This window comes from Neobacillus vireti, assembly GCF_036962345.1.
Taxonomy (GTDB): Bacteria; Bacillota; Bacilli; order Bacillales; family Cytobacillaceae; genus Neobacillus; species Neobacillus vireti_A.
In genome coordinates this window covers 74,077-97,695 of sequence record NZ_JBALNB010000008.1, presented here as the reverse complement: position 1 = coordinate 97,695, position 23,619 = coordinate 74,077, and the positions used below count along the sequence as shown (strand labels likewise).

Genomic DNA, 23,619 nt, shown 5'->3' with positions numbered 1-23,619 from the left:
ACTTTTTAGACTAACCTCCATTCCGAGGCAATAGTCAGAATTTTTCCGTCTATTTAAACTATTTTTAATAATAATTACCAAATAGGCGGAATTATTCCGTCTATTTATCAGGCGGGTGCTTAAACCTGATTCCCCAACCTATAAGTTCGGACCATCTTAATCCTAAGAGGCAGGAATTAGCAGCTTTATATCGATCAGGCTATAAAGATCAATAAAGTTGGTACTCAAACCAGCACTGCAAATGACAGAAGTTTTGGCCCTCTCTTATATTTGTACAATACTTATTGTCCGTCATAATAATGATATCAATTGCTTTGTCAAAGTTAATGAAATTTAGTAGAAACCTTGATATATAAAGAAAAAGAAGTATGCCAATTCATACGTCAATTCTTGTGTCTTTTAATAAGAAAGCACACGAAAACGGAACCATTTGGTCGGCGATTTTAAGGGTTTATATATTTGGTAGGTATTCATCTAATTGATCAAAGGTTCCGGCATATCCTTCCCGAGCCATCTCTTTCGAATCCTCGAAGGTTTTAATCTCTTCCGCTGTCGGGGATACGGGAACCACAGCCATTGTTAGGGTTGTTTTTCCTTCATCCTCGTTGAGTGTAATGGTATTCAGGGTTTCCATTGGCCAATTTGCGTGAAAGGGTGCACGTACAATGTTACCTTCTTCATCAGAAAAAAAACTGGTGTAAACGATTTTCTCTGGCGCAATAATATCACGGTATACAAATTTAACCCACATTACGTTGCCGTCAGCAGGTTTCTGGCTGTAGTGAAAAACACCGCCCGGACGGAAATCTGAATTAGAAACTTCGAATGTCCACTCTTTTGGTCCCCACCAGTTCTTTAGGTGTTCTGTTTCCGTTAATGCCTTAAATACAAGTTCACGTGAAGCATTGAAAGTATGAGTGATTTTGATCTGAGTTGACATGATAATTCCTCCAGTAATCCTAGTTTTCTTTCTCTTCGGTTTAGTTTTCCCATTAATCAACACATCAATAGCTTTATATTCTGGTTCTAATGTTAATTTTTAAACAAGTTGTTCGATTGCCTCTCCTTGTGTATTCGTTTCATCTAACTTTACTTTTAATTTGTTTTCTTTCTTTGTCAATTAGTCTACAAATCATCTAAAGCTATAACCTCTCCGTTGACGCTATCACCCCATATTTAGAATCTAACTTTCCACATAAAACATATTGTTTTTGTTTAAAATCATAAACATAGTAGGGCTTTAGCTCAAACACTCCTTTCATTTTTTCAAACGCCTCTTCTTTATTAACTGTTACTTTTTTAGGTGCTTGAAATTGGTCAAAAGTTTCCAACATCGGTTTATTATCCATGTAATTTACAACATGAAGGCTCTTCGCTTCAATCATGATCACTAGTTTTCTTTTAAAAACACGATTGTCTTGCTTGTTTGCTCTTAATATGGCATGAATGTACCCTTTATCACGATGAAGTGTTTTTAAAATCCAGTTTCCACTATCTTTCGGATATTCCTGTCGTAAAAAGTCTTTGACTGCCAGATCACATTTCTCTTGTTCTATTTTTGTTATTGGGAATGAAACAGGGCTTGGTTCGCATGAAAATGCTTGTTCTGCTGATACGTCTTCAATCCAACGAATCTCTTTTCGTTCAAATGGTTTATTAATGGGTTCATCCCAATGAATGGTTTTGTCAATTTTCAAATATGAGTTTACGTCTACAATAAATTCAAATGGAATGGTTGACGTTTGGTCATTCTTGACATAGATTTCCTCCACTGCATAAATAGGAAATATTTTATTCTTTGCGTAAGAAGGAAATTCAACCAATTTCAATTGTTCCTTTGCCAGATGTTCTATTTTTTTAAAGGAAAGTATGTAGGTGTCCTCCTTTACCTTTTCTTTTGAAGGAAATTGTCCAGAGACAGAAAACGAAGTGAGCTTCCCTTCAGGATTAATAGAATTGTTGCTCATTAATCCCTTGAAGCATGGTAAAAATCTGGGCGCAAATTCGGCGAAACAACAAATAGGGCTTCCAAATCTAAGAAGCCCACTTTTTGGCAGATCATAGGATGCGTATAGCTATAAGTGTATTCGTAATAGTAACGCAAAGTATAACTCGTAGCACATATACCTATAAAAGATTTATAATCCTTCAAACGTTAAAACTGAAATTATTTTACCACCATAAAAATGCAGCAGCTAGAGATACTCCAACGATTGCGCCTAAAGCAATTCCCCAGCCGGCCCCCCAGCCATATCCGTAATAACCATAACCAAATCCCCCTAGGTTTCTTCCACGTCTTAGAGGTTGTAGATACACTCTGTTTGGAGTAACACGATGAATAATTCCATTGTGAACTCTCCCATCGCGTGTCCTGATTACAACTGCTCTACCTCTATATTTGTTACATAAACCATAATAATTTCCCATTGTCATAAATTTTTACCCCCATCCGATTTAAGTACAAGATATCTTATGTTATAAATTAATAGTCGTATGGACAGACATACCAGGTTTTTTGCGGAAGTGTGTTCTTCATTAAAAAATTTTTGATACAACCTGATTAATTTCCAAACATTTAAGCAGTTTTTATCCAAATATTCAGTATCGTGATTTATAAACATAATCTAATTTCCAGGGTAAGTGATCGTATTGCATTAAAACCTCCTTTTAAAGTCCTTCCTTAGCGGGAGGTTATTAATCCATAAAATAAAAAGTTGGGATTTTAATCGAGGTCCAATGACCTTGAAACGACATAGACTATTTTAGAGCGTTTGGAGGTGATCATAAATGAGTGGAGCTGGAGCAGGCTACGGAGGCGGATTTGCCTTATTAGTCGTATTATTTATACTGCTTATCATCATTGGAGCTTCTTGGTGGGGATACTAAATTTTATGGGCTTTGGATGTTGTGGATTTAGTGGGATATTGATACGGCGATGGCTTTTCAAAAGGATTCGCGTTAATTGTCGTATTATTTTTCCTCCTGATTATTATCGGTCCCGTTCGTTATTAAAAGAAGCAGAAAGGGTGGCGGAATAAACCCGTCACCCTTTTTTACTATTTTCATGATCCCATAGATTTTGAAAAAGATTGATTCAATCCCTTTTTTAAAGAGAATACTGCTCGGGCTCAGCGGAAAGTAAATCTTTTGATGTTAAATCATTGTTTTCCATATGTGTTTTAACTAAGAAATACCCAACAGAGTATCCCGCCATTTTGGGGTATAAAGGTGATCCATATAATAGGTTATGGTGTTTAAGGTCTGTTTTTAAAATAGAGCGGTTTGGAACAATTAGTTTTTTCCACATTTTAAGCAACTCTTTGTCTGTATAAAAAGAAGTCCAAGAGGACAAAAGTTCTTCCCCAAACCTTTCACGCACAGCATTTTCAGCTAATCCTTCTAAAATAATAGTATCTAATAATGTGTAGTCATCTTCATGTTTTGGATAATAATTCAACCGACAAACATGGTTGTATTCATGTGTAAGCAATGATTTTATTTCCGCTTCAGTATTCTGCTCGGAGATAAACAAAAATAATTTATCCTTAAAAGATAAACCAGACTTCCCATTGAAATCAATCTTCATTGTTTGGTTACTATTATCTGATGGAAAGATAAAAATAGGAATATCTGGACCTTTCCACATATTTTGAAGGATTTGTGCTTCATTTTGAACCATTCCCCATACCTGATTACTTTGTAACTTTATTATTCGGTCTTTTCCATTTGTAGATGGAGAATACATTCCATGTAGTAATAAATAATCATAAATCTCGGAGGCATACGCACCATCAAAAAGCTCCCTTAGTTTTTCACAAATTTCAATGGGCCTTTCATATGCTTCTAACAGCCATTTATCTGTTCTCATCACGCTCATCCCAGCACCGCTTTTCCCTTTTTACTTAAATTAACTCACAGTTTCCATATAAGTATATTCATGGTTCATTCTTCACGATCTTGTTTTCATTCATCTGTGAGGTAGAGGTCGTATCTCTAAACATGAATTTATGATAGGAGTAATTTTAATTGTACTGTTTCATCCCACTAAAATTCGTCCATTCTTATAAAATTTAGCACAAATTGAAGTTACCGTCTTGATTACAACAAACAATCCATATAAAAATCTGACGTAAGAATCAATACATGAAATACTTATTTCACAAAAAAATAATGCCTCAATGAAGGCGGATGCCCTATCCCAAACCTACTTTTTGAATAAGATATTGCATTCAATATAGGAGGTATTCATCATGTTTCAAGGGAGATCTAGACGCCCATTCCCACCACGATATCATCATGAAAGACACACACATCGTCATCAAAAGGCCCAAAAATCCATATATTTTATCCCAGCTTTATGATTCGGAAGGAAAATTAAATATAGAGATGATGACAACAACTGCTGGAAATATAAAACAACTTTATGATCAAATTAGTCCAAATTTTACTAATTTGAATTAAAAAATAAAATTTTTAATAAAAGGGAGCAAAAAGGTGGAATACACATATCTTGATTGCTTGGCGTTTTTGGGAGTTGGGGGTGCTCACCCTGGAGGACTTCAATTGACTAAAGAAATTTTGCCACGGGAAAAAATAAGTGAAAAAACCATCATTTTGGATGTTGGCTGTGGTACCGGACAAACGTCTGCCTATATAGCGGAAAAGTATAAATGTAAAATAACATGTTTAGACAACAATGAAATCATGCTTGAGAAGGCGAAAAAAAGATTTAAATCTAGAAATCTTTCTATTGAAACAAAGCATGGAAGTGTTGAACGTCTGCCGTTTGGTGAAGAATCATTTGATCTGATATTATCCGAATCGGTCGCAGCCTTCACAGATGTCTCCAAGACCCTTGCAGAGTTAAGACGAGTTTTGAAGCCAAATGGTGTTTTATTAGCGATAGAAATGGTTCTTGAGGAACCCCTTCCTAAGGAAGAATTAACCACAATCAAGGAGTTTTATGAAGTTCCCCAGATTCTTACAGTTCCGGAGTGGAATTCCCTTTTTCAAAAGGCCAATTTCCAACAAATAAATATTGAAAAAGTCAATTTGCAATTTGATGAATCTGATTTAGAGAGTGCTACTGATTTTTCCCTTTCTGAACAGTTAGATGATAAGTTATTTGCCATACTAGACCAACATCTGCAACTAACAGAAATGTATCGTAATATAATAGGTTTCCGAGTGTTTAGATGCTGTGTGTAATAGTAAAGGATCAAGTCAGATAAAACCTTAACCATGTATAAAAATCTGTTGATAAAGGGGTTGGAGCAGGATGACAATCAGAAAAGCCACCTGCCAAGAGAATCAGGAGATTCTGACTTATTCTAAGAAAGTCTTCGAGGAATCCACAATGGGTCTGCTCGATGGTATCGAAAATCATGAAACCCCAATAGGGTCACCTTTTTCAGGAGATGATGGTTATTATCTTGTATATTCAGAGAATAACGTGATTAAAGGGTGGTTAGGTGTAGCGAGTACATTTAACTATTATAACGGTGAAATGGTTGGATTTATTTCAGAGGTGTATGTTATCCCGGAATATCGCAGGAAAGGAATCGCACGACAGTTGTGTATAGAAGGGATTAAAAACTTGAAGAAACAGGGACATCATAAAGTACAATTACATGTATTTGCAGGAAATTGTGCAAAACAACTTTATCAAAAGCTGGGTTTCCACGAGGTGTCAAGATTAATGGAAAAAAACATTTACCTTGACACTTAATAATTTAGATGTAACAAAAGACTTGCAGAAACCTTGCAAGTCTTTTTGTTTTACCAGCTGTAACCGACACAAAACTTAGATAAGAACTCTAAGAAGATTGACGTCTCAATTCTAACTGCCTATAAATATTACTAGATCAATCTGGTTCATTCCCCTTTTCCGTTAAATAGGTTTCAAATGAGTCCATCACATTCCTCATCCATTTTTCATAAATTTTAGCTTTATGATGGATGATTTTATCAAAGGAGCTTTGGTCTGGAAGGAGGGAGAATAAATACGGATCCGGGCCTCCTTGGGTATCATCCGTGTTGATCTCAATAATCCATAGGTTTCCTCGATGGTCCAATCCAAAATCAAGTCCTACTTCAGAAAAAAAATGGTATTGATCAAGCATATGACAAATTTCCAAGGAGACATTCTTTAATGTTTCGGTTGAAAAGGGCTGGTTTTGATCAGGGAATATCATAGAAATAACTTCATCAGTCGGTCTAACTGAACCATTGCTAATTTCAACATTGGAAACGATGGATCCTGTCCCGCCAATTCTTACTAAATCACCTGCATAGACCCAAGAACCATCCATCTCCTTATATAAATGGGACCTTATATCAAATACATGATCGTTAAACCTGACTGTTGGGATTCCTCTTTGTATGATAGTACTTTTTTCTTGATAAAATTGGTCAATTTGATGATAGATCTTATTAAAGTCATGAGTAAAGACTGCTTCTCTCCCCTGTATAGTCCAAACAAAGGAGTTGTCGTTTTGTTGAATGGTACTGATATCTTTCCCACCCCAGGAGGCAATTGGCTTTATATAAAGAAGGGGATATTCGATAAGCATCGATGACAAAGATTCTTTTGAAAATAATCTTGTATCTGGGATTTGTATGTTTTTTATGGAATGCCGGAATAGTAATTTATACATCTCCCATTTGTTAAAAAACTCCCTATTTGGATCCAAAAAAGGCGACATTCTATTAATCCTCCCATGATTCCATTAATGGATTTTCTTCAACCTTAATCATTTTATTTTGGCCATCTACATAGGCCACCTTCGTTCTTAAATTCTTGATTTCTTCTTCAGTGAATATTCCAGTACTTAAAATGATGACAAGGTCTCCCTTAGTAAAAAGGTGCGCAGGTGGACCGTTTAAACAAATAACACCCGAATGTGCCTCTCCAGGAATGGCATAGGTTTTCCAGCGGGCTGCATTGCGAAGATTGGTAATTTGGACTATTTCATAGGGCAAGAGGTTTACTGCTTTCATTAGTTCTTTATCTACTGTAATGCTTCCTGGATAATTTAAATCTGCCTCTGTTACAGTAGCTCTATGGATTTTCCCTTTACACATATAACGTTGCATTTTACTCCTCCAATAGTTGAACTTTTAACAACTGTATATGAGGTTTCAGCACACAATGTGCCTAAAAGGAACTAAAGTCTTAAAAAAATATCGGTTTGTTATGATTATTTATCCCAGAGTTAGGATGATTGATATTGATTCAACATTGCAAACACCTTAATAAGAATTCCCAAATACAAAAAAGCCCTACAAGGGCTCTTTTGCATTTGAAGAAAGGTTAATTGGTTTTTACTTAGAAACAGATAACTGCTCCAACGATGATTAACAAGATAAACAATACAACAATTAATGCAAAACCGCCGCCATAACCGACACCGCCATAGCCATAGCCACCACAACCATATCCACCATATCCAAACATTAGATAGCCCTCCTTTATATACTTATTCCTTATAAAATATGCTTAGAAACTAAGGTGGTAAGGGCTATTTCACTAGTTTTTATAAGGACAAACCTACGGAATATGAATAACGCAGTAAATAGGGAGCCGAGTGCAGCAAAAAAATGCCTAATTTGTCTTATTCAAGTAACGGTCCATTTTATTAAAGAATCGGTCCTTTTAATATCAACTGTTTTATCTATTTAACCTAAATATAACTGTTCTTTTTCATCTAGAATAGCTCCGCTATGATATGCAAGGAATGCTTTACCTTATACTAATTAAATAAAAAAGACGAGCAGCGATGCTGCTCGTACCTTTTTAACGTCGGTGTTGGACAAGGTCAATAGCTCCTAAAACCACATGTGCTAAACCGAAACCAAAAACGGTATTGGCAATCATTTTATTGGTTCCACGTCTTTGTTTTAGTATATACCCAGTTGCTGTTACAGCTGAACCTAATGCAGTTGGAATTAATCCTTCGCGTATATTCATCGAATGAATCCCTCCACACACCGTTATTTGGTGAATAAACACCTTATTTATTTTGCACGCAGGAACATCATTTATGCTCTCGGTTCTAATTCCCTTTACCCACATTTCCTATCATTCGGAAATGCGTTTTTGTAATTCTTCTCTTTCTGCTTCATATCCTGGTTTGCCTAGGAGCGCAAACATATTCTTCTTGTATGCCTCTACTCCTGGCTGGTCAAAAGGATTCACTCCCATTAATAATCCGCTGATTCCACATGCTTTCTCAAAGAAATAAACCATTTCACCGAAGGTATATTCATTTAATTGATCCATCTCGACAGATAGGTTAGGAACTCCTCCGTCCACATGGGCAAGCACGGTACCCTGCGCAGCATTCTTATTAACAAAGTCCATTGTTTTTCCAGCAAGATAGTTTAATCCATCCAGATCAGCAGCTTCTTCCTTAAGGGTAATATCTAGTTCAGGTGCCTTTATGGATATAACTGTTTCAATAAGGTCCCGTCTTCCTTCTTGGACATATTGTCCCATCGAATGAAGATCGGTCGAGAAATCGACAGAAGCAGGATAAAGTCCTTTTTGGTCTTTTCCTTCACTCTCACCAAATAATTGCTTCCACCATTCAGATACATAATGAAGAGATGGCTCAAAATTGACTAGCAATTCTATTGATTTTCCTTTTCGGTAAAGAGCATTTCTTACTGCAGCATACTGATAACTTTGATTTTCTTCCAAGTTCGGATTATTATACTTATCCGCAGCAGCTGCGGCACCTGCCATCATTTTATCAATATCTAATCCTGCAGTTGCGATAGGTAATAAACCAACTGCGGTTAACACGGAATATCTGCCGCCGACATCATCAGGAATGACAAAGGTTTCATAACCCTCTTCATCAGCTAATGTTTTTAATGCACCTTTAGCACGGTCAGTTGTTGCATAAATACGTTTCTTCGCTTCTTCTTTCCCATACTTTTCCTCTAAATATTCTCGGAAAATTCGGAACGCAATCGCAGGCTCTGTTGTTGTACCTGATTTTGAAATGACATTGACTGAAATATCTTTGTCCTTAATTACATCAAATAAATGGGTTAGATAGGTAGCACTGATATTTTGTCCTGCAAAATAAATTTCTGTTTTGCCATCCATTTGGTTATGAAACGTATGAGATAGTGCCTCTATCGCAGCTCTCGCACCAAGATAAGAGCCTCCTATACCGATTACGATTAATGCGTCTGAATTACTACGGATTCTTTCAGAAGCAGCTTTGATTCTTGCAAATTCTTCTTTGTCATAGTTATGCGGTAGATCTACCCATCCAAGATAATCAGAACCCGGACCTTTTTTCTCGTGAAGCATCTCATGCGCAGTTTTCACAAATTCACTTAAATAATCTACTTCATGCTGCTGCATGAATGATAATGCATTAGAATAATCAAATGTAATAGTCATTGTTGTTTCTCCTCGTTCTATCTTTTAATTTGTCCATTTTGCAGAACCAATGTTGTTTTTTTGAAAATCGGCTAAAACCTATCAGATACTAATCTGATTCCCACTAGCTACTTTTTTCGTGTCCAATGGTAACCAGATGGCTTGTCTGATTCCCTCTAGCCTTTTTTTCGTGTTCAATGGTAACTAGATGGCTCGTCTAATTCCCTCTAGATTCTTTTTTCGTGTTCAACGGTAACCAGATGGCTTGTCTGATTCCCAAAAGCATGACTTTTCAGCTTCAACGGTAATCAGAGGACTCGTTGTTTCCTTTAATAATGTGTAAGGGCGTTAGTTAAAGTAACGCCCTTACATTTTCCGGAAAATATTAAACAGTTTTCCAGTCAGCAGCAAATTTTTCAAGTCCTTGATCGGTTAAAGGATGTTTTGATAATTGCTCAATGACTTTAAATGGAATCGTTGCAATATGTGCTCCAGCCAACGCTACGCGGGTTACGTGGTCTGGGTGGCGAACAGATGCTGCAATAATTTGTGAATCTAGATTTTGAACACGGAACATCTCGGCAATTTTTGCGACCAGTTCTACACCATCTTCATTAATATCATCTAAACGTCCTAAGAATGGTGAAACATACGTAGCTCCTGCACGTGCCGCCAATAATGCCTGGTTGACACTAAAAATCAGGGTAACATTGGTTTTAACACCTTTTTTAGTTAAATAACGGCAAGTCTCTAGTCCATCAAGTGTCATTGGAACTTTGATAGTAATATTCTTATCGCCACCATTGATTTTAATGAGCTCGTCTGCTTCCGCAATCATTTGCTCAGCCGTTAAAGCGTTGGGTGTTACCTCGGCAGAAACGGACTCAACTTCTGGAACTGCATTTAAGATTTCTGCAATACGATCTTCGAATTTTACGCCTTCTTTAGCCACTAAAGATGGGTTCGTTGTTACACCAGATAACACGCCAATTTTATAGGCCTTTTTGATTTCTTCTAAGTTTGCAGTATCGATAAAGAATTTCATGATGTAATCCTCCAATTATGATTCATTTAGTTTTTTTCGACAGTGTGTCCGCCAAATTCATTTCTAAGTGCAGCTACAACTTTACCTGTAAAGGTATCATCTTCTAGGGAGCGATAGCGCATTAATAAGGACATAGCAATGACTGGTGTTGCTGTTTTAAGGTCTAAAGCAGCTTCTACAGTCCATTTTCCCTCACCTGAGGAATGCATAATCCCCTTAATTTCATCCAAATTTGGATATTTTGAGAATGCATTTTCTGTTAATTCCATCAGCCATGAACGAATAACCGATCCATTATTCCAAACACGTGCGACCTTTTCGTAATCAAAATCAAATTCGCTTTTCTCAAGAACTTCAAAACCTTCACCAATAGCAGCCATCATCGCATATTCGATTCCGTTATGAACCATCTTTAAGAAATGCCCACTGCCTGCTTTACCAGCGTATAAGAAGCCATTTTCAACAGCTGTATCTTTGAAAAGAGGTTGTACAACTTCCCATGCTTCTGGATCCCCGCCGATCATATAACAAGCACCATTCCGGGCACCTTCCATACCGCCTGAAGTACCCGCATCCATAAATCTTACGCCTATTTCCTTTAATTCATTGTAGCGTTGAATTGATTCCTTATAGTGCGAATTACCTGCTTCAACGACAATATCGCCTTTTTCCAAATAAGGTAAGATTTCACCAATAACGGAATCAACCACTGCATGTGGGACCATGATCCAGATAATTCTTGGTTGTTCCAAGGATTGGACGAGCTCTTTATAACTTGCAACCCCAGTTGCTCCATACTGTTTCATATTTTCTACTGCACTTGGATTCACATCAAATGCTACCACTTCGTGATGGTGGTCCAATAAATTTTGTCCTAAGTTTAATCCCATTTTTCCTAAACCAATAAGTCCTACCTTCATTATGTTCTCCTCCAATTGTGAAATTAATTTGTTTTATATTTTTTCTACTTAGAAATATTTAAGACACTTTTCGCCATACGTACTACATTATCAGTTGTAAAACCAAATTCCTTCATGACCGCAGCTCCATCGCCTGATGCACCAAATGTTTCAATGGATAAGATCTTTCCTTCAAATCCAACAAAACGCTCCCATCCAAGTGAGATCCCCATTTCAATAGCAACTCGTTTAGGTTGAGAAGAAGGAAGTACTTCTTGTTTATATTCTGCTGACTGCTGACTAAACAATTCCCAACTTGGCATGGAAACGATACGGACCGAAATATTTTCTTTTTCAAGTTCGGTCTTAGCATTCACTGCCAATGATACTTCGGAACCGGTAGCGATTAAAATGACATCTGGATTTGAATTTGTCTCTCCAAGTACATAAGCTCCTTTAGAGAGGTTCTCTAGATTTGCTTTTGTTTCGTTAAACACCGGTAAGTTTTGGCGGCTTAGGATTAACGCAACCGGGCCTTCTGTTTGCTGAAGTGCATATGCCCAAGCGCTTGCTGTTTCATTTGCATCAGTTGGTCTTATCACCGTTAATCCAGGAATGGATCGAAGTGCTGCTAAATGTTCAACCGGTTCATGTGTTGGACCATCCTCACCTACTGCAATGGAATCATGTGTAAACACATAAATCACTGGAAGTTTAGAGAGAGCAGCAAGGCGGATTGATGGTCGCAAATAATCATTAAAAACAAAGAATGTACTTACAAAAGGTTTGACACCACCGTGATAGGCCATCCCATTAGCTGCTGCTCCCATTGCATGTTCACGAACACCAAAGTAAACATTGCGTGCACCGTATGATTCAACTGCATAGATTTGTTCGCCTTTAATTTCTGTCATGTTAGAATGGGAAAGATCTGCGCTTCCTCCAAAGATTGCTGGCACAGATTTCACATAATGGTTGATTGCGTCTCCACTGGCAACCCTAGTTGAAACTGCTTTCCCTGTATCAAAGGTCAATATATCTTTTGTTTCGATCAGCACTTTTCCATCTATAGCGTTTGTTAATTCATCGGCTAATTCTGGATATGCTTGCTTATAAGATTGGAATAAGTTATTCCAGTTTTGTTCCGTATCGATTCCCTTACGCTTTATTTGCGCAAAATTCTCTTTTACTTCTTCTGGTACAAAGAAATCCTCTTCATAAAGCCAGTTATAAGCTTGTTTTGTTGCTTTTCCTTCTTCAACTCCAAGTGGTGCACCATGTGCTTTATTGGTTCCTGCAACCTTCGGACTGCCATATCCAATAATGGTTCTGATTTCAATCAAACTTGGCTGATCTGTTTTTTGTTTGGCTGCTTCGATGGCATTAGAAATGGCCTCAACGTCATTTCCATCCTCCACTCTCAAATAGTGCCAGTTCGCTGATTCTGCTCTTTTCTCAATATTTTCAGAGAAGGAAGCATTTAATTCTCCATCGAGTGAGATATCATTTGAATCATATAAAACAACTAGCTTCCCAAGTTTCATATGACCTGCCATTGACATGGCTTCATAGGAAATACCTTCCATTAAGTCACCGTCACCGACTAACGCGTAGGTGTAGTGATCAATTACCGGGTGTCCTTCTTTATTGAACTTTGCTGCTAAATGAGCTTCTGCCATCGCCATTCCAACTGCATTTGCAATTCCTTGACCTAATGGACCTGTAGTTGCCTCTACACCCGCTGTGTGACCGAATTCAGGATGCCCTGGTGTTCTGCTATTTAACTTTCGGAAATTTTTCAAATCATCAATCGTGACATTGTAGCCAGCTAAATGCAGCATGCTATAAAGCAAACTCGATCCATGTCCCGCAGATAAGACAAATCTGTCGCGGTTAAACCATTTTGGGTTTTCAGGATTGTGATTCAGATGTTTCGCCCATAATGCATATGTCATGGGTGCTGCACCCATCGGGAGACCGGGATGACCTGAATTTGCCGCATTAATGGCATCTATAGATAATGTTCGAATAGTAGATATTGATAGGTTTTCAATGTTTTGTGACATTGTTTTTATTTCCTCCTAGATGTTCTTAGTTGTGTAGTACCTTATCCTTACTTATTTGAGTTTTTTCATCCAGCCACCATTTAAAGCCATTTTCGAAAAGTAATAAATCAGCGGCAGCAGGACCGAAAGAACCTGACTGATATTCATTGAGCGGTACTAAATTTTCCTCAAAGGCATCTAGAATGGGCTGTACCCATTCCCATGACAATTCAACTTCCTTCCAATGAGCAAAGAAGGTCGAATCTCCGTTAATTGCATCATATATAAGCCTTTCATACGCTTCAGGGACCCCTAAGCTTATTTGATCATTCGATAACTGAATCCTAACAGGTTCAACCTTTCCATTATTCAATGGATTTTTGCTGTTTAATTGGAAAGAAATATTTTCATCTGGATTGATCTCAATAATTAATAAGTTAGGGTTCATTTGATTATTTTTATACGAAAGGTTTTCCTGATTTTTATATTCAATTACAATTCTTGTAGATTTTTCCTTCATTCTTTTTCCTGTACGAATGTAAAAGGGAACCCCAGCCCATGATGGATGATCAATCCACAATCGAGCAGCCACAAAGGTATCCGTAGTGGAAGTAGAGGCTACACCTGGCTCCTCTTTATAGCTTGGAACCTTCTGCCCATTTACCTCTCCAGAGATGTATTGTCCGCGAACTACATCGTAATGAACAGCTTCTTTACTTATGGAACGAAGCGATTCCATGACCTTCCGTTTCTCTTTTCTAATTTCTGTTGCGTTTACTTCTCTAGGTGTATCCATAGCAGTCATCATCAGCATTTGCAACATATGGTTTTGAACCATATCTCGTATTGCTCCAGCCTGATCGTAGTATCCAGCTCTTTTTTCAACTCCAACCGTTTCACTCGCGGTAATTTGTACATTTGCAATATGTTCACTATTCCACAAGGACTGTAGAATCGGGTTTGCAAAAGACAAAGCTTCTAGGTTCTGTACCATCGGTTTGCCTAAGTAATGGTCTATACGATAAATTTCCTCTTCATGAAAGGCATGACTTAGTTTTTCATTTAGTTCCCGTGCAGATCGAAGATCATGACCAAATGGCTTTTCAATGATTAATCGTTTCCACCCAGATGTCTCACTAAGTCCATTGTTATTAATGTTTAAGGCAATTGTATCAAAAAATTCAGGTGCCACTGAAAGGTAAAACATACGATTTTGTGTTAAATCAAGTTCGTCTTCACGCTGCTTTACTAAGTGTAGTAATGATTTGTAATCTTCTTCACGGTTCACATCCAATTTACTATAGCGGAAGTAATCTAAAAATCCCCCCATCGCAGCTGCCTCATGTTCAAGGCGTCGTGAAAAGTCCAAAATTGAGTCTTTCACTTTTTCTTGAAAATCTGAATGAGAAAGTTCCCCTCTTCCGAGTCCAATAATTGATATCGACTGTGGTAATTTTTGATCAACATATAAATTGTAAAGAGCTGGAAAAATCTTTCGCTTTGCTAAATCCCCTGTTGCTCCAAATAAGACAAAGGTCATTGATTCCATTATTGTTCCCCCATGTTCGTATTCTGACTTCTCCCACGTTCTAACTTCGGACCATTGTTGTAAGCTTTTTATCTTTCATGGAAATCACACAATCTGCCATTCCTACAAATAGTCCGTTATCCACCACACCTGGTATAAGGTTTAGATTTTTCTCTAACTCTCTTGGGTGTTTAATTTTATGAAAAGAGCTGTCTATAATATAATTTCCGTTATCTGTTAGATACGTTTTCCCATCCTTTTGCCGTAGCTTTGGACTGCCTCCAAGCTCCCTGATATGTTTTACTGTCATTTCGTATCCAAATGGAACAACTTCTATCGGCAGTGGAAAAGTCCCTAGTGTTTCTACATTTTTATCAGAGTCAGCAACAACAATAAAATTTTTTGCTGCTGCAGCGATGATTTTTTCTCTTAAAAGAGCACCGCCGCCGCCTTTAATGAGGTTTAACTTAGGATCTACCTCATCTGCACCATCAATGGCGACATCAATGTGTTCAATTTCAGCAAACGAAGCTAGCGGAATGCCAAGTTCTATCGCAAGTTGTCTCGTTTGTTCAGAAGTAGGAACTCCTTTAATGGAAAGTCCCTGCTGGACTAACTGACCGAGCTTGGTGATGGTATAAAATACTGTCGAACCAGTACCAAGTCCAACCACCATACCGTCTTTTACATATTCAACAGCTTTTTCTCCCACTTCTTTTTTTTCATTCAAGGCTTTATCTCCCTTCAACTAAAGTTGGGATTTCTCCATTATTAATTTGTCCATTGTTTCGCAACTTGTTCCCATGCCATTTGCAAGATTTGATTTTCAGGAGTGTCCTTTCTTGCAATGACATTCGTTTGGTAATTCTTCCCTTTAAAATTAAGTTTTACAGTTACTTCGATCATCTTGTTCACTCCCTCAATTATTATTATTTTGACTTATAACGGTTATAAATAATAACCTAAGTAACTTTATGTAACCATAATATATCCTAGTGTCGAATAACGTCAAGTAAAATATCTCGAATTTGAGACATTTCTTAAATAACATCCTTCTAATTCCTTATTTAATACTAAAAAGCAAAATAAAAGGACTGGTGCAACCAGGCGAAATTGTTCAACCTCGTTTATTAACTTCAATAAGTTTTCCAAATGACGATAGGCTGCATATGCATAAATAGACCCTGATTTCACAAAATAATTCTTTGTGAAATCAGGGTCTTTCTACAAGAGTTTACTTAATCTAGCATATGTTCTTTATACCCTCCAACAGGTAAGTTGTCGCAAAACTCAATGCGGCTGGCACCGTGTTCGATTGCTTTGAGCACCATAAGAAATTTTCCACACAGACTTCTATCAACAAAAATTTTATTTATATTCTTGCACACTCGAGAGATTTTATTAGTAAAAACGTCTCATTAACTGTTCCCACCACAACCCCAGAATCATTCCTTACAATAGACGGCTTTAACTCCCTCAACCTTCTAATTGTTTCTTTATTACTATAATCAATTTGCTCTAGAATGGAGGCAACGATGTTTGGCCAGACATCCTCTGAACCATTTAATACTTTTAAGGCAAAACCAAGTTTCTCATTTTTTAGTCCGAAGCAATACACACCTTGAGCTCCGCCTTTTGCTACGATATTTGTATCCTGTAGCAGGATTGAACAAATAAAACGTTCTGACGCAACCATAAGTGGGTGTTCGTTCATAATGCCTGTCATTTTACTAACTGCATGTTGTAGTGAAGAGTCATTAATTAAATCAGGACAGGCCAACTTTAAGTATGTAATCGCCATATTCTGTAACGGAATTGCAAATACTGGTACACCGCACCCATCTAGCCCTACTGTAATCTTGGAAACCGGTACTTCGGATAAGGTTGATAGGATATTCAACAATTGCTGCTGAAGCGGATGACTCTCTTCCCAGTACCCTTCCACAGGGTACCCTAATTCTCTACAAACAGTAATGAATCCCATATGCTTTCCAGAGCAATTGTGGTAAAGTCTTCTTTTCTCTACATTTTTCCTTAATAGTTCCTCTCTAGGTCCTACATTTAAGGGATAGGAAGGGGGGCAGAACAATTCTTCTTCCTTGACTGGTAATTTCTTTAACATTGATTCTAGAGCAGCGATATGATAAGTTTCTCCTCTATGAGAAGCTGTGAACAAAGCGGCTTCTTCATTAGTAAGATTATATTTTTCTATTATGTTTGATAAAAAAACAGGTATCGCTTGTATTGGTTTTGCTGCGGACCGAAAATATGTGTAGTGATTTACATCTCCTACATGGTACACCGTTTGCAATTGTTCATTTACCCCACATATGACTCCCGTGTGTATATTTTCAACTAATCCGGCTCTCGTTTCTTCGACTAGGACTTCAAGATTCATGTATTTCATCTCCTTCTGAAGGCCGCAGGAGTTCCCTGACTAACCTTATAAATTAGTCATAAATAATCTATAATGAGGGGCAACGTATTCTGTCGGTTTTAGTCAATCTACTCTCAATTATTCCACTCTTAAGGAATTTCCAAATTCATTTCAATATAACGTTGTCTTGCTTCGCTGACTCCTTCATCACTAAAAAAACGACTCGGGTAAATACCGGAGTCGTCTACAGGTTGTTTATACTATGTTTTTTTCAGATCATATCTCTTTATCTTTTATGGATGGTTTTAAGCGTTCCAGTCAGCCGCGAATTTTTCAATTCCTTGGTCTGTTAAAGGATGTTTTGATAATTGCTCAATCACCTTGAATGGAATCGTTGCAATATGTGCTCCAGCCATCGCTACACGTGTTACGTGATCAGGGTGACGAACAGATGCTGCAATGATTTGTGAATCTAAGTTTTGAACTTGGAACATCTTAGCAATTTTTGCTACCAGTTCTACACCATCTTCGTTAATATCATCCAAACGGCCTAAGAATGGTGAAACATAAGTTGCACCTGCACGTGCAGCCAATAGTGCTTGGTTTACACTAAAAATAAGGGTAACATTGGTTTTAACACCTTTTTTGGTTAGGTAGCGGCAAGCTTCTAGTCCATCAAGAGTCATTGGAAGTTTGATTGTAATATTCTTATCTCCGCCGTTAATTTTAATGAGCTCATCTGCTTCCGCAATCATTTGCTCAGCTGTTACAGCATGAGGAGTTACCTCAGCAGAAACGGATTCCACTTCTGGAACGGCATTTAAGATTTCTTCAATTCGATCTTCGAATTTTACGCCTTCTTTAGCTACTAATGAAGGGTTCGTTGTTACACCAGATAATACACCAATTTTATAGGCTTTTTTGATTTCCTCAAGGTTTGCAGTATCAATGAAAAATTTCATGTTGTAGTTCCTCCAATTCTTTTATGTATGTTTCTTCATTCTTCTTAATCTATTACTTTATTACTTTACCTTAATATAATATATCTTTCATGTCAAAAATCGTCAATAAAAGTAACTTAGAAATACCATTGAACACACCCAGGAAAAAGATTAATCTATTTCTATCGACATTATTTATACCGAGGTGCAGAATTCTTGAAATATACTCTTTGTTTTTTGAAAAAAGATGATGAAGTTTTAATGTTATTGCGTGCAAAAGAACCGAATAAAGGAAAATGGAATGGTGTCGGCGGTAAGATTGAGCACGAAGAAACACCTGTTGAAAATTGCAAACGAGAAGTATTGGAGGAAACGGGGTTACAATTAAAGAACCAAATTTTTAAAGGCATGATCGCATTGAACGGGATTGAATGCATTTATGTATTTGCCAGTAATGACTTCGAAGGCAATATTCTTCCATCTGATGAAGGAATCCTTGAATGGAAGAAACTCGATTGGATTTTATCCTCAAAGGGTGTGGTGGAGAATATCCCATTTTTTATTGAGGATGTTATAGATTTTACGATTGAACCAAAAGTGTACGACTGCAGCTATTCAGATAGTGGAGAACTAACCGAAATCCAAGTTAAATTATTTCAACCCCTTTAGGGTTTAATAATAAAAAAGTTACCGGTACCTATTAAAAAGCAAGGCCCGATTGGCCCTGCTTCTTATTTGACTATTACCTTTCCAACCATACCTTCGTTGACATGATACCTACATATCAGTTCATATGTACCAAGATTTTTCGATATCACAGTAATCGTTTTTTCTTTTCCAGGCTGGACTTCGGTATCAATTCTAAGCTCTTTTACTGTAAAGGTATGTTCTTTTGTATCTGTGTTTTTCAATACCAACGTTGTCGTTCTGCCATTGGGTATAGTGATGACATTTGGTTTAAAGGAATTATCGTTCATCACGACCTCAATCGCTTTAACCGTCTCCATAGGTTGTGTTGCAACACGTGTTTCAGCAAACACGCCGAGTGAGCCCGTAGTTGTCACAACCACTATCATTGCAAGCAAAACAACCAATCCTGTTAACCACTTTTTCACAAACATTTTCAATCCCTCCATTTCTATCACTATTTTTACCAATTCATTAAATATTATCAAAATAAATTGGGTTCCAGTGTCTTTCATTACTGATTCATTTATCTGGAACTGTATGACCGCAGGATAAAGGATCCGTGCCATACAAGTCTTTAAAAAAGGAGAACAGGATTAAAAATTTTTTTTGAAGCATTCTATATTTTGTACAGATTAAACGTTATTAAGTCGAGGTGGATGGATAATGGCTAATGAAAACACAGACTCGCCCAATACAATACAATATAGTATATGGGATACACGAACTGACGAACAACACATACCTGTTATCAAGGATAAATTTGTTGAATCCATTGACAAACCTGTCCCTGAATCAAAAGGAACAGAAAATCGGGACTAACTTGGAGAAAGCAACCTGAGGTAAGGTTGCTTTCATTGTTTCTTCAAAACTGGAATCCTATTTCTAATTCAAACTTTCGTAATTTTCACCTTTATAGGTGTTTACTGTTGATTGTATTGTTAACTAAGTTTTGAGTTGCATCCCGAGACGGCTCTGCCGCATTTTCAATTGCTGGCTGCACGTAGTTTAAAGCTGACTGATTTATGTTTTTAAATCTTTTCATTTTATTTTCAGGTTCGTTCTGATTTCGATTGCTCTCTTTCATTGTCAATTCCTCCAGTGTTTTCTTTCATCTCTGTATTCTTCGATTTATTTAGAAAAATATACAAAACCACTACTTTTTCCTTCTTACCCAAACCTACCATTATTTTTCCTTATATAAACGAAAATCTCAAGAATAAGAAGAACAGCAGGACACAAACTATGCTAAAAAGGAGAGTGTATTTCATGGATGAAAAGGGCTTAAAACAGAACACTAGTAATAGTTTACCTACTGATAAACAGGAAACGCCCGAAATAATAGCAAGCATTGATGAGTTGAAAAAAGAGCATGAACCAGAGTATGTCTTTTTATATTGGGATGAATGGTGATGTGTATCTACTAAGAGAACTTAGCTCATTAATTAAGGAGCCGCCACAGGCAACCCCTTTGATTACTCTTTTATAAGGTAGTTGTAGTTCAAGGATATGTTTTCACGGGCGATGGATATTAAAACATCGCCTCAATTAACTAACTATCTATTAGGAAATAAGGTATTTTCCTTGAAGATTGGACTTAGTTCACTCCATACATCAAATTTATTACCATCTAAATCATAAAAAACAAAGTTTCTTCCAGCGTGCCCTCTGTCTTCAATCTCTCCAACTCTAATTTCACTTTGCTTAAAGTCTTTGTGTATTGCTTCTAATGCATTTAATCCATTCACTTCGAATGTTAACGAAAAACGCTCATTACCGTAAATATCAAAGAAATTGGCGCTTTGATTTTCATTTGACTTCACAAGAAAAATGCTTTGATTGGCAAAGTTTAAAATAGCTTTGTCTTGATCCTTGTAGCTTAACTCTGCTCCTATTTTATTAACATACCAATCAGAAGAAAGGTCTACATTCGTTACTTGTATATATGTTGTTCCGATCCTTAATAATTTCTCACCCATTTTTTGTCTCCTTTCAAAATCTTTACGCTTGAATTGGTAAATAAATCTGTACTTCTTCATCTCCTTCCCCTTTAGGGTGATATGTCTCGATAATATAAGAATCGAGATCTCTTTGATAACCTTTTTCTTCTGCCCAATTCAATAAATTCAAATGAAGTTCTCCCAAGTTAGACATATTCCCTCTTGTAGTAATATAACTTTTATTTGTTTCTATATAATCCATTCCTGTTGGTACTTCATTTAATTTCTCACTCACAATTAGCCCTACATAATAATGACCTATCCTATGCTGCTCATACTTTTTAGGCTCATATAATGCAATTTCGGTCTCTGTAGTATGTAGGATTTCGTTTGAGCGACTTAATAGTTGCTTTGCCAGCAAGGATACTTCATGACCAAAGTTAACAAACTCCCCACTGCCTTTTAATCCAACAATCTTAAATACTTTTTTAACCATCATAAACGGCATTTTAACCACTCCAGTCACATAAAAGTTCCATAATATTCTAATTTTATGATTCAACAAAAAATCCCTACTTCCTGCATAGAAGTAAGGATAAAATTAATGGCAACTAATTAAAATCAACATTAACGTTACAATCTTTTAACTGTTCGAGTATTACCCTAAAGGTGCTGCGTTTATTTTTTGCTAAAAGCCGTTTCAAAGTATGTTACCGCTCTTTTCGTTTCTTTTTCGCCCAAACTATCACTTCATAGAACAAAGCATTAACCTGTACTTGTTAGGAAAATCTAACTAGCAGGAGGTAATGCCATGCCAATAAAAGTTTTATTACTTATGTTCCTTTTCTTATCTCAATTCTTATCTGTGACGAAGGCAGAGGTACCATTGAAAGCTGCGTTTGTTCGCGACCATCAGTTATGGATGAAAGAGGGAGAACAAGAAATTCAGCTTACGAAAGATAAATATGTCTATTCACCGAAGTGGTCCCATGATGGTAGATTTATTGCTTACCTCGACGGCGATGAGCATGGTAAGAAGTATAACTTGTGGATATATGATACGAAGAGGAAGGAAAACTATGAACCATATACTAGCATTGAAACTTCATCTTTTACTTGGTCCCCTGTTGCAAATGAGCTGGCCTATTTATCTGGATGGGTATTGAATGTTACAAAGATGAAGGATGATAGGCCTTATGGATTTGAAAATGTCTCGTTAGGAGTTAGTGGCTTTGAGTGGTATCCAAATGGGAAAGAGCTTATTGTTTCTTCTAGCTCAAACCGTCTTCCCACAGGCTGGTCGCCTATTAATGTGTACCGAATTCCTAAGGATATGAAGCTTAATGAGAAAAAGGCTAAGCTATTATACTCGATCCCAATTGATGAAAATGAATTATTTGCTGTTGATGTAGGTGATTTTAAATGGAGTCATAATGGAAAGTGGGTCAGCTTTCTCGGCACCCCTACACCGTCTTGGGCGATGGACAGTAATCCGTTATGTGTTCTATCTTCAGATGGAAAAGTGTTCAAAGATGTTGGCAGGATGTTAGGTTTTAGCGACTGGTTTAAGTGGGCTCCACAAGCCAGCCAATTAGCTTATATTTCAGGAGAAGGTCGTTTTTTTGTTGAGAATAAGAGTATGAAAATTGCTGATATAGAAGCAGCTGCCAAGCAGGTAGAATATACTCCCAAAGGATTTGTAGACCTAGATTTGGAGTGGCTTTCACCTTCCAAAGTAGTCGTCGCACGTTCACAGGAAAACAAAACGTGGAAAGAAGGTCCAGTACCCAAAATGTTTACCTCTCTATATGAAATAGATCTACGTTCAGGCACTCAGAATCAAATCACATCCCCCAAAGAAAATGAGTTAGATATAGATCCCCAGGCTGTTGGCTTTTATTTGACATGGTTACGAAACCAAGATAATACATCCAGAAGTAGTGTCTGGATAAAGCATTATAAGCAGAAATTTGCGGGCATTTGGATTAAAAATGTAGATTCCTCACCTGCTATAATTAAAAACTAACGAAACAATACTTAATCGAGTAAGCAGCAAAGGAAAAATAAGCGAGATTTTCCGGTTAAATGGAGCATGGAGCTCGTTCGGGGCGATATAAGGGGAGATTTTCCGATTATGGAAAGCAAAATTTCCCATTTTTGAATGTTTCTAGTCAATAGGCGGAATCTCTTCGTCTATTTAAGCCCTTTTTAATAAAATTTACCAATTAAGCGGAACTTTTCCCTCTATTTATCAGAACGGGTGCTTAACCTGATTTTCAAACCGATAATTCTTGTCTCTTTTAATAAGTAAGCACCCGAAAGCGGAACCCCCTTGGGGCTCTTGTAGGCTTATTTTAGGTTTGTGCGAAATAGGATTGCTTTAGATTTAGCTACAATTTCTTGTCTATCATTATAAATTGAACACTCCGTGTGAATTAAAGTTTTGCCCTGTTTTTCAATTTTGGCATTTGCCAGCAAGTATGTACCAGTAGCGGGTTTCAAAAAAGAAACATTTAGATCAACGGTTACAGCTTGTTGAATACCGTCTTCATTTGCTGGCAGCAAATTGGAGACGGCTACATCAGCCAAGGAAGAAATGATACCACCATGTATGACCCCTGCACTATTAATGAATAGGTCCTGAACGGGCAATTTAATCTGCAAATGATCTTCATCAAGCCTTGTGTATTTCAAACCTAAAAATTCGTCAAATGCCTGTTTAATAAACATCCTATATACACCTCTCTCAATATTTGATTA

The 23,619-nt window shown here is 37.1% G+C and carries 29 protein-coding genes and 1 pseudogene; 8 read left to right on the top strand and 22 right to left on the bottom strand.

Going from position 1 to position 23,619, the window contains the following annotated elements; genetic code table 11:
• Positions 1-451: 451 nt before the first annotated feature.
• The 3 genes from V7108_RS10715 to V7108_RS10705 form a co-directional block, all read right to left on the bottom strand.
• Complete coding sequence (locus V7108_RS10715) at positions 452-940, bottom strand: SRPBCC family protein (RefSeq protein WP_335568210.1); 489 nt, start codon at positions 938-940, stop codon at positions 452-454.
• 202 nt (positions 941-1,142) lie between these two features.
• Positions 1,143-1,967, bottom strand: coding sequence for a hypothetical protein (locus V7108_RS10710; RefSeq protein WP_335568209.1), 825 nt, complete (start codon positions 1,965-1,967; stop codon positions 1,143-1,145).
• A gap of 205 nt (positions 1,968-2,172) precedes the next feature.
• The gene (locus V7108_RS10705; protein ID WP_335510084.1) at positions 2,173-2,433 is read right to left on the bottom strand and encodes a hypothetical protein; all 261 of its coding nucleotides are present in this window, start codon (positions 2,431-2,433) and stop codon (positions 2,173-2,175) included.
• Positions 2,434-2,787: 354 nt separating this feature from the next.
• Here V7108_RS10705 and V7108_RS10700 point away from each other — a divergent pair, with 354 nt between their 5' ends.
• Complete coding sequence (locus V7108_RS10700; RefSeq protein ID WP_335510086.1) at positions 2,788-2,886, top strand: YjcZ family sporulation protein; 99 nt, start codon at positions 2,788-2,790, stop codon at positions 2,884-2,886.
• Between the two features lie 54 nt (positions 2,887-2,940).
• Positions 2,941-3,012: pseudogene (locus tag V7108_RS26915) on the top strand (YjcZ family sporulation protein); the annotation flags it as partial.
• Positions 3,013-3,106: 94 nt separating this feature from the next.
• Here V7108_RS26915 and V7108_RS10690 read toward each other — a convergent pair.
• Entirely contained in the window at positions 3,107-3,877 is a 771-nt protein-coding gene (locus V7108_RS10690) for a DUF2268 domain-containing protein (protein ID WP_335568208.1), read from the bottom strand.
• A 686-nt stretch (positions 3,878-4,563) separates the two neighbouring features.
• Here V7108_RS10690 and V7108_RS10685 point away from each other — a divergent pair.
• A complete protein-coding gene (locus tag V7108_RS10685; RefSeq protein WP_335568207.1) occupies positions 4,564-5,208 on the top strand; it encodes a class I SAM-dependent methyltransferase in 645 nt (214 codons plus the stop codon).
• 70 nt (positions 5,209-5,278) lie between these two features.
• Positions 5,279-5,728: a GNAT family N-acetyltransferase gene (locus V7108_RS10680; RefSeq protein WP_335568206.1), complete on the top strand. Its 450-nt coding sequence runs from the start codon at positions 5,279-5,281 to the stop codon at positions 5,726-5,728.
• A 136-nt stretch (positions 5,729-5,864) separates the two neighbouring features.
• Here the strand turns inward: V7108_RS10680 and V7108_RS10675 are convergent, their stop codons facing one another.
• From V7108_RS10675 to fsa (V7108_RS10615), 13 genes are all read right to left on the bottom strand, one after another.
• Complete coding sequence (locus V7108_RS10675; protein ID WP_335568205.1) at positions 5,865-6,704, bottom strand: YheC/YheD family protein; 840 nt, start codon at positions 6,702-6,704, stop codon at positions 5,865-5,867.
• A 4-nt stretch (positions 6,705-6,708) separates the two neighbouring features.
• A complete protein-coding gene (panD, locus tag V7108_RS10670) occupies positions 6,709-7,095 on the bottom strand; it encodes an aspartate 1-decarboxylase (protein ID WP_335568204.1) in 387 nt (128 codons plus the stop codon).
• 232 nt (positions 7,096-7,327) lie between these two features.
• A complete protein-coding gene (locus V7108_RS10665; protein WP_335568203.1) occupies positions 7,328-7,456 on the bottom strand; it encodes a YjcZ family sporulation protein in 129 nt (42 codons plus the stop codon).
• 339 nt (positions 7,457-7,795) lie between these two features.
• Entirely contained in the window at positions 7,796-7,969 is a 174-nt protein-coding gene (locus V7108_RS10660; protein WP_335510100.1) for an asparagine synthase, read from the bottom strand.
• Between the two features lie 111 nt (positions 7,970-8,080).
• Entirely contained in the window at positions 8,081-9,418 is a 1,338-nt protein-coding gene (locus V7108_RS10655) for a glucose-6-phosphate isomerase (RefSeq protein WP_335568202.1), read from the bottom strand.
• A gap of 364 nt (positions 9,419-9,782) precedes the next feature.
• Complete coding sequence (fsa, locus tag V7108_RS10650) at positions 9,783-10,442, bottom strand: fructose-6-phosphate aldolase (RefSeq protein ID WP_335510104.1); 660 nt, start codon at positions 10,440-10,442, stop codon at positions 9,783-9,785.
• A gap of 26 nt (positions 10,443-10,468) precedes the next feature.
• The gene (gene gnd / locus V7108_RS10645) at positions 10,469-11,362 is read right to left on the bottom strand and encodes a phosphogluconate dehydrogenase (NAD(+)-dependent, decarboxylating) (protein WP_335510108.1); all 894 of its coding nucleotides are present in this window, start codon (positions 11,360-11,362) and stop codon (positions 10,469-10,471) included.
• A 44-nt stretch (positions 11,363-11,406) separates the two neighbouring features.
• Positions 11,407-13,407 (bottom strand): transketolase, encoded by a 2,001-nt coding sequence (gene tkt, locus V7108_RS10640; RefSeq protein ID WP_335568201.1) that lies wholly within the window; start codon positions 13,405-13,407, stop codon positions 11,407-11,409.
• A gap of 25 nt (positions 13,408-13,432) precedes the next feature.
• The gene (zwf, locus tag V7108_RS10635) at positions 13,433-14,935 is read right to left on the bottom strand and encodes a glucose-6-phosphate dehydrogenase (protein ID WP_335568200.1); all 1,503 of its coding nucleotides are present in this window, start codon (positions 14,933-14,935) and stop codon (positions 13,433-13,435) included.
• Between the two features lie 40 nt (positions 14,936-14,975).
• Entirely contained in the window at positions 14,976-15,644 is a 669-nt protein-coding gene (rpiA, locus tag V7108_RS10630) for a ribose-5-phosphate isomerase RpiA (RefSeq protein ID WP_335568199.1), read from the bottom strand.
• Between the two features lie 41 nt (positions 15,645-15,685).
• Complete coding sequence (locus tag V7108_RS10625; protein ID WP_335568198.1) at positions 15,686-15,820, bottom strand: BA3454 family stress response protein; 135 nt, start codon at positions 15,818-15,820, stop codon at positions 15,686-15,688.
• A gap of 466 nt (positions 15,821-16,286) precedes the next feature.
• Positions 16,287-17,312 (bottom strand): asparaginase, encoded by a 1,026-nt coding sequence (locus V7108_RS10620; protein ID WP_335568197.1) that lies wholly within the window; start codon positions 17,310-17,312, stop codon positions 16,287-16,289.
• Positions 17,313-17,596: 284 nt separating this feature from the next.
• Complete coding sequence (fsa, locus tag V7108_RS10615; protein WP_335568196.1) at positions 17,597-18,253, bottom strand: fructose-6-phosphate aldolase; 657 nt, start codon at positions 18,251-18,253, stop codon at positions 17,597-17,599.
• 195 nt (positions 18,254-18,448) lie between these two features.
• On the opposite strand from fsa (V7108_RS10615), the gene V7108_RS10610 reads away from it, so the two are divergent.
• Complete coding sequence (locus V7108_RS10610; RefSeq protein ID WP_335568195.1) at positions 18,449-18,901, top strand: NUDIX hydrolase; 453 nt, start codon at positions 18,449-18,451, stop codon at positions 18,899-18,901.
• Between the two features lie 62 nt (positions 18,902-18,963).
• Here the strand turns inward: V7108_RS10610 and V7108_RS10605 are convergent, their stop codons facing one another.
• Positions 18,964-19,353 (bottom strand): cupredoxin domain-containing protein, encoded by a 390-nt coding sequence (locus V7108_RS10605; protein WP_335568194.1) that lies wholly within the window; start codon positions 19,351-19,353, stop codon positions 18,964-18,966.
• 232 nt (positions 19,354-19,585) lie between these two features.
• On the opposite strand from V7108_RS10605, the gene V7108_RS10600 reads away from it, so the two are divergent.
• Positions 19,586-19,741 (top strand): hypothetical protein, encoded by a 156-nt coding sequence (locus tag V7108_RS10600; protein ID WP_335517621.1) that lies wholly within the window; start codon positions 19,586-19,588, stop codon positions 19,739-19,741.
• 91 nt (positions 19,742-19,832) lie between these two features.
• Here V7108_RS10600 and V7108_RS10595 read toward each other — a convergent pair whose 3' ends face one another.
• Positions 19,833-20,006: a hypothetical protein gene (locus V7108_RS10595; protein WP_335517624.1), complete on the bottom strand. Its 174-nt coding sequence runs from the start codon at positions 20,004-20,006 to the stop codon at positions 19,833-19,835.
• Positions 20,007-20,188: 182 nt separating this feature from the next.
• On the opposite strand from V7108_RS10595, the gene V7108_RS10590 reads away from it, so the two are divergent.
• A complete protein-coding gene (locus tag V7108_RS10590; protein WP_335517626.1) occupies positions 20,189-20,332 on the top strand; it encodes a hypothetical protein in 144 nt (47 codons plus the stop codon).
• A 143-nt stretch (positions 20,333-20,475) separates the two neighbouring features.
• On the opposite strand, the gene V7108_RS10585 is transcribed toward V7108_RS10590, so the two are convergent.
• Positions 20,476-20,898 (bottom strand): VOC family protein, encoded by a 423-nt coding sequence (locus V7108_RS10585; RefSeq protein ID WP_335568193.1) that lies wholly within the window; start codon positions 20,896-20,898, stop codon positions 20,476-20,478.
• 22 nt (positions 20,899-20,920) lie between these two features.
• Positions 20,921-21,367, bottom strand: a complete 447-nt coding sequence (locus V7108_RS10580) for a GyrI-like domain-containing protein (RefSeq protein WP_335568192.1) — start codon at positions 21,365-21,367, stop codon at positions 20,921-20,923.
• Between the two features lie 303 nt (positions 21,368-21,670).
• Here V7108_RS10580 and V7108_RS10575 point away from each other — a divergent pair, with 303 nt between their 5' ends.
• Positions 21,671-22,885, top strand: coding sequence for a translocation protein TolB (locus V7108_RS10575; protein ID WP_335568191.1), 1,215 nt, complete (start codon positions 21,671-21,673; stop codon positions 22,883-22,885).
• 323 nt (positions 22,886-23,208) lie between these two features.
• On the opposite strand, the gene V7108_RS10570 is transcribed toward V7108_RS10575, so the two are convergent.
• The gene (locus tag V7108_RS10570) at positions 23,209-23,589 is read right to left on the bottom strand and encodes a PaaI family thioesterase (RefSeq protein ID WP_335568190.1); all 381 of its coding nucleotides are present in this window, start codon (positions 23,587-23,589) and stop codon (positions 23,209-23,211) included.
• Between the last annotated feature and the right edge of the window lie 30 nt (positions 23,590-23,619).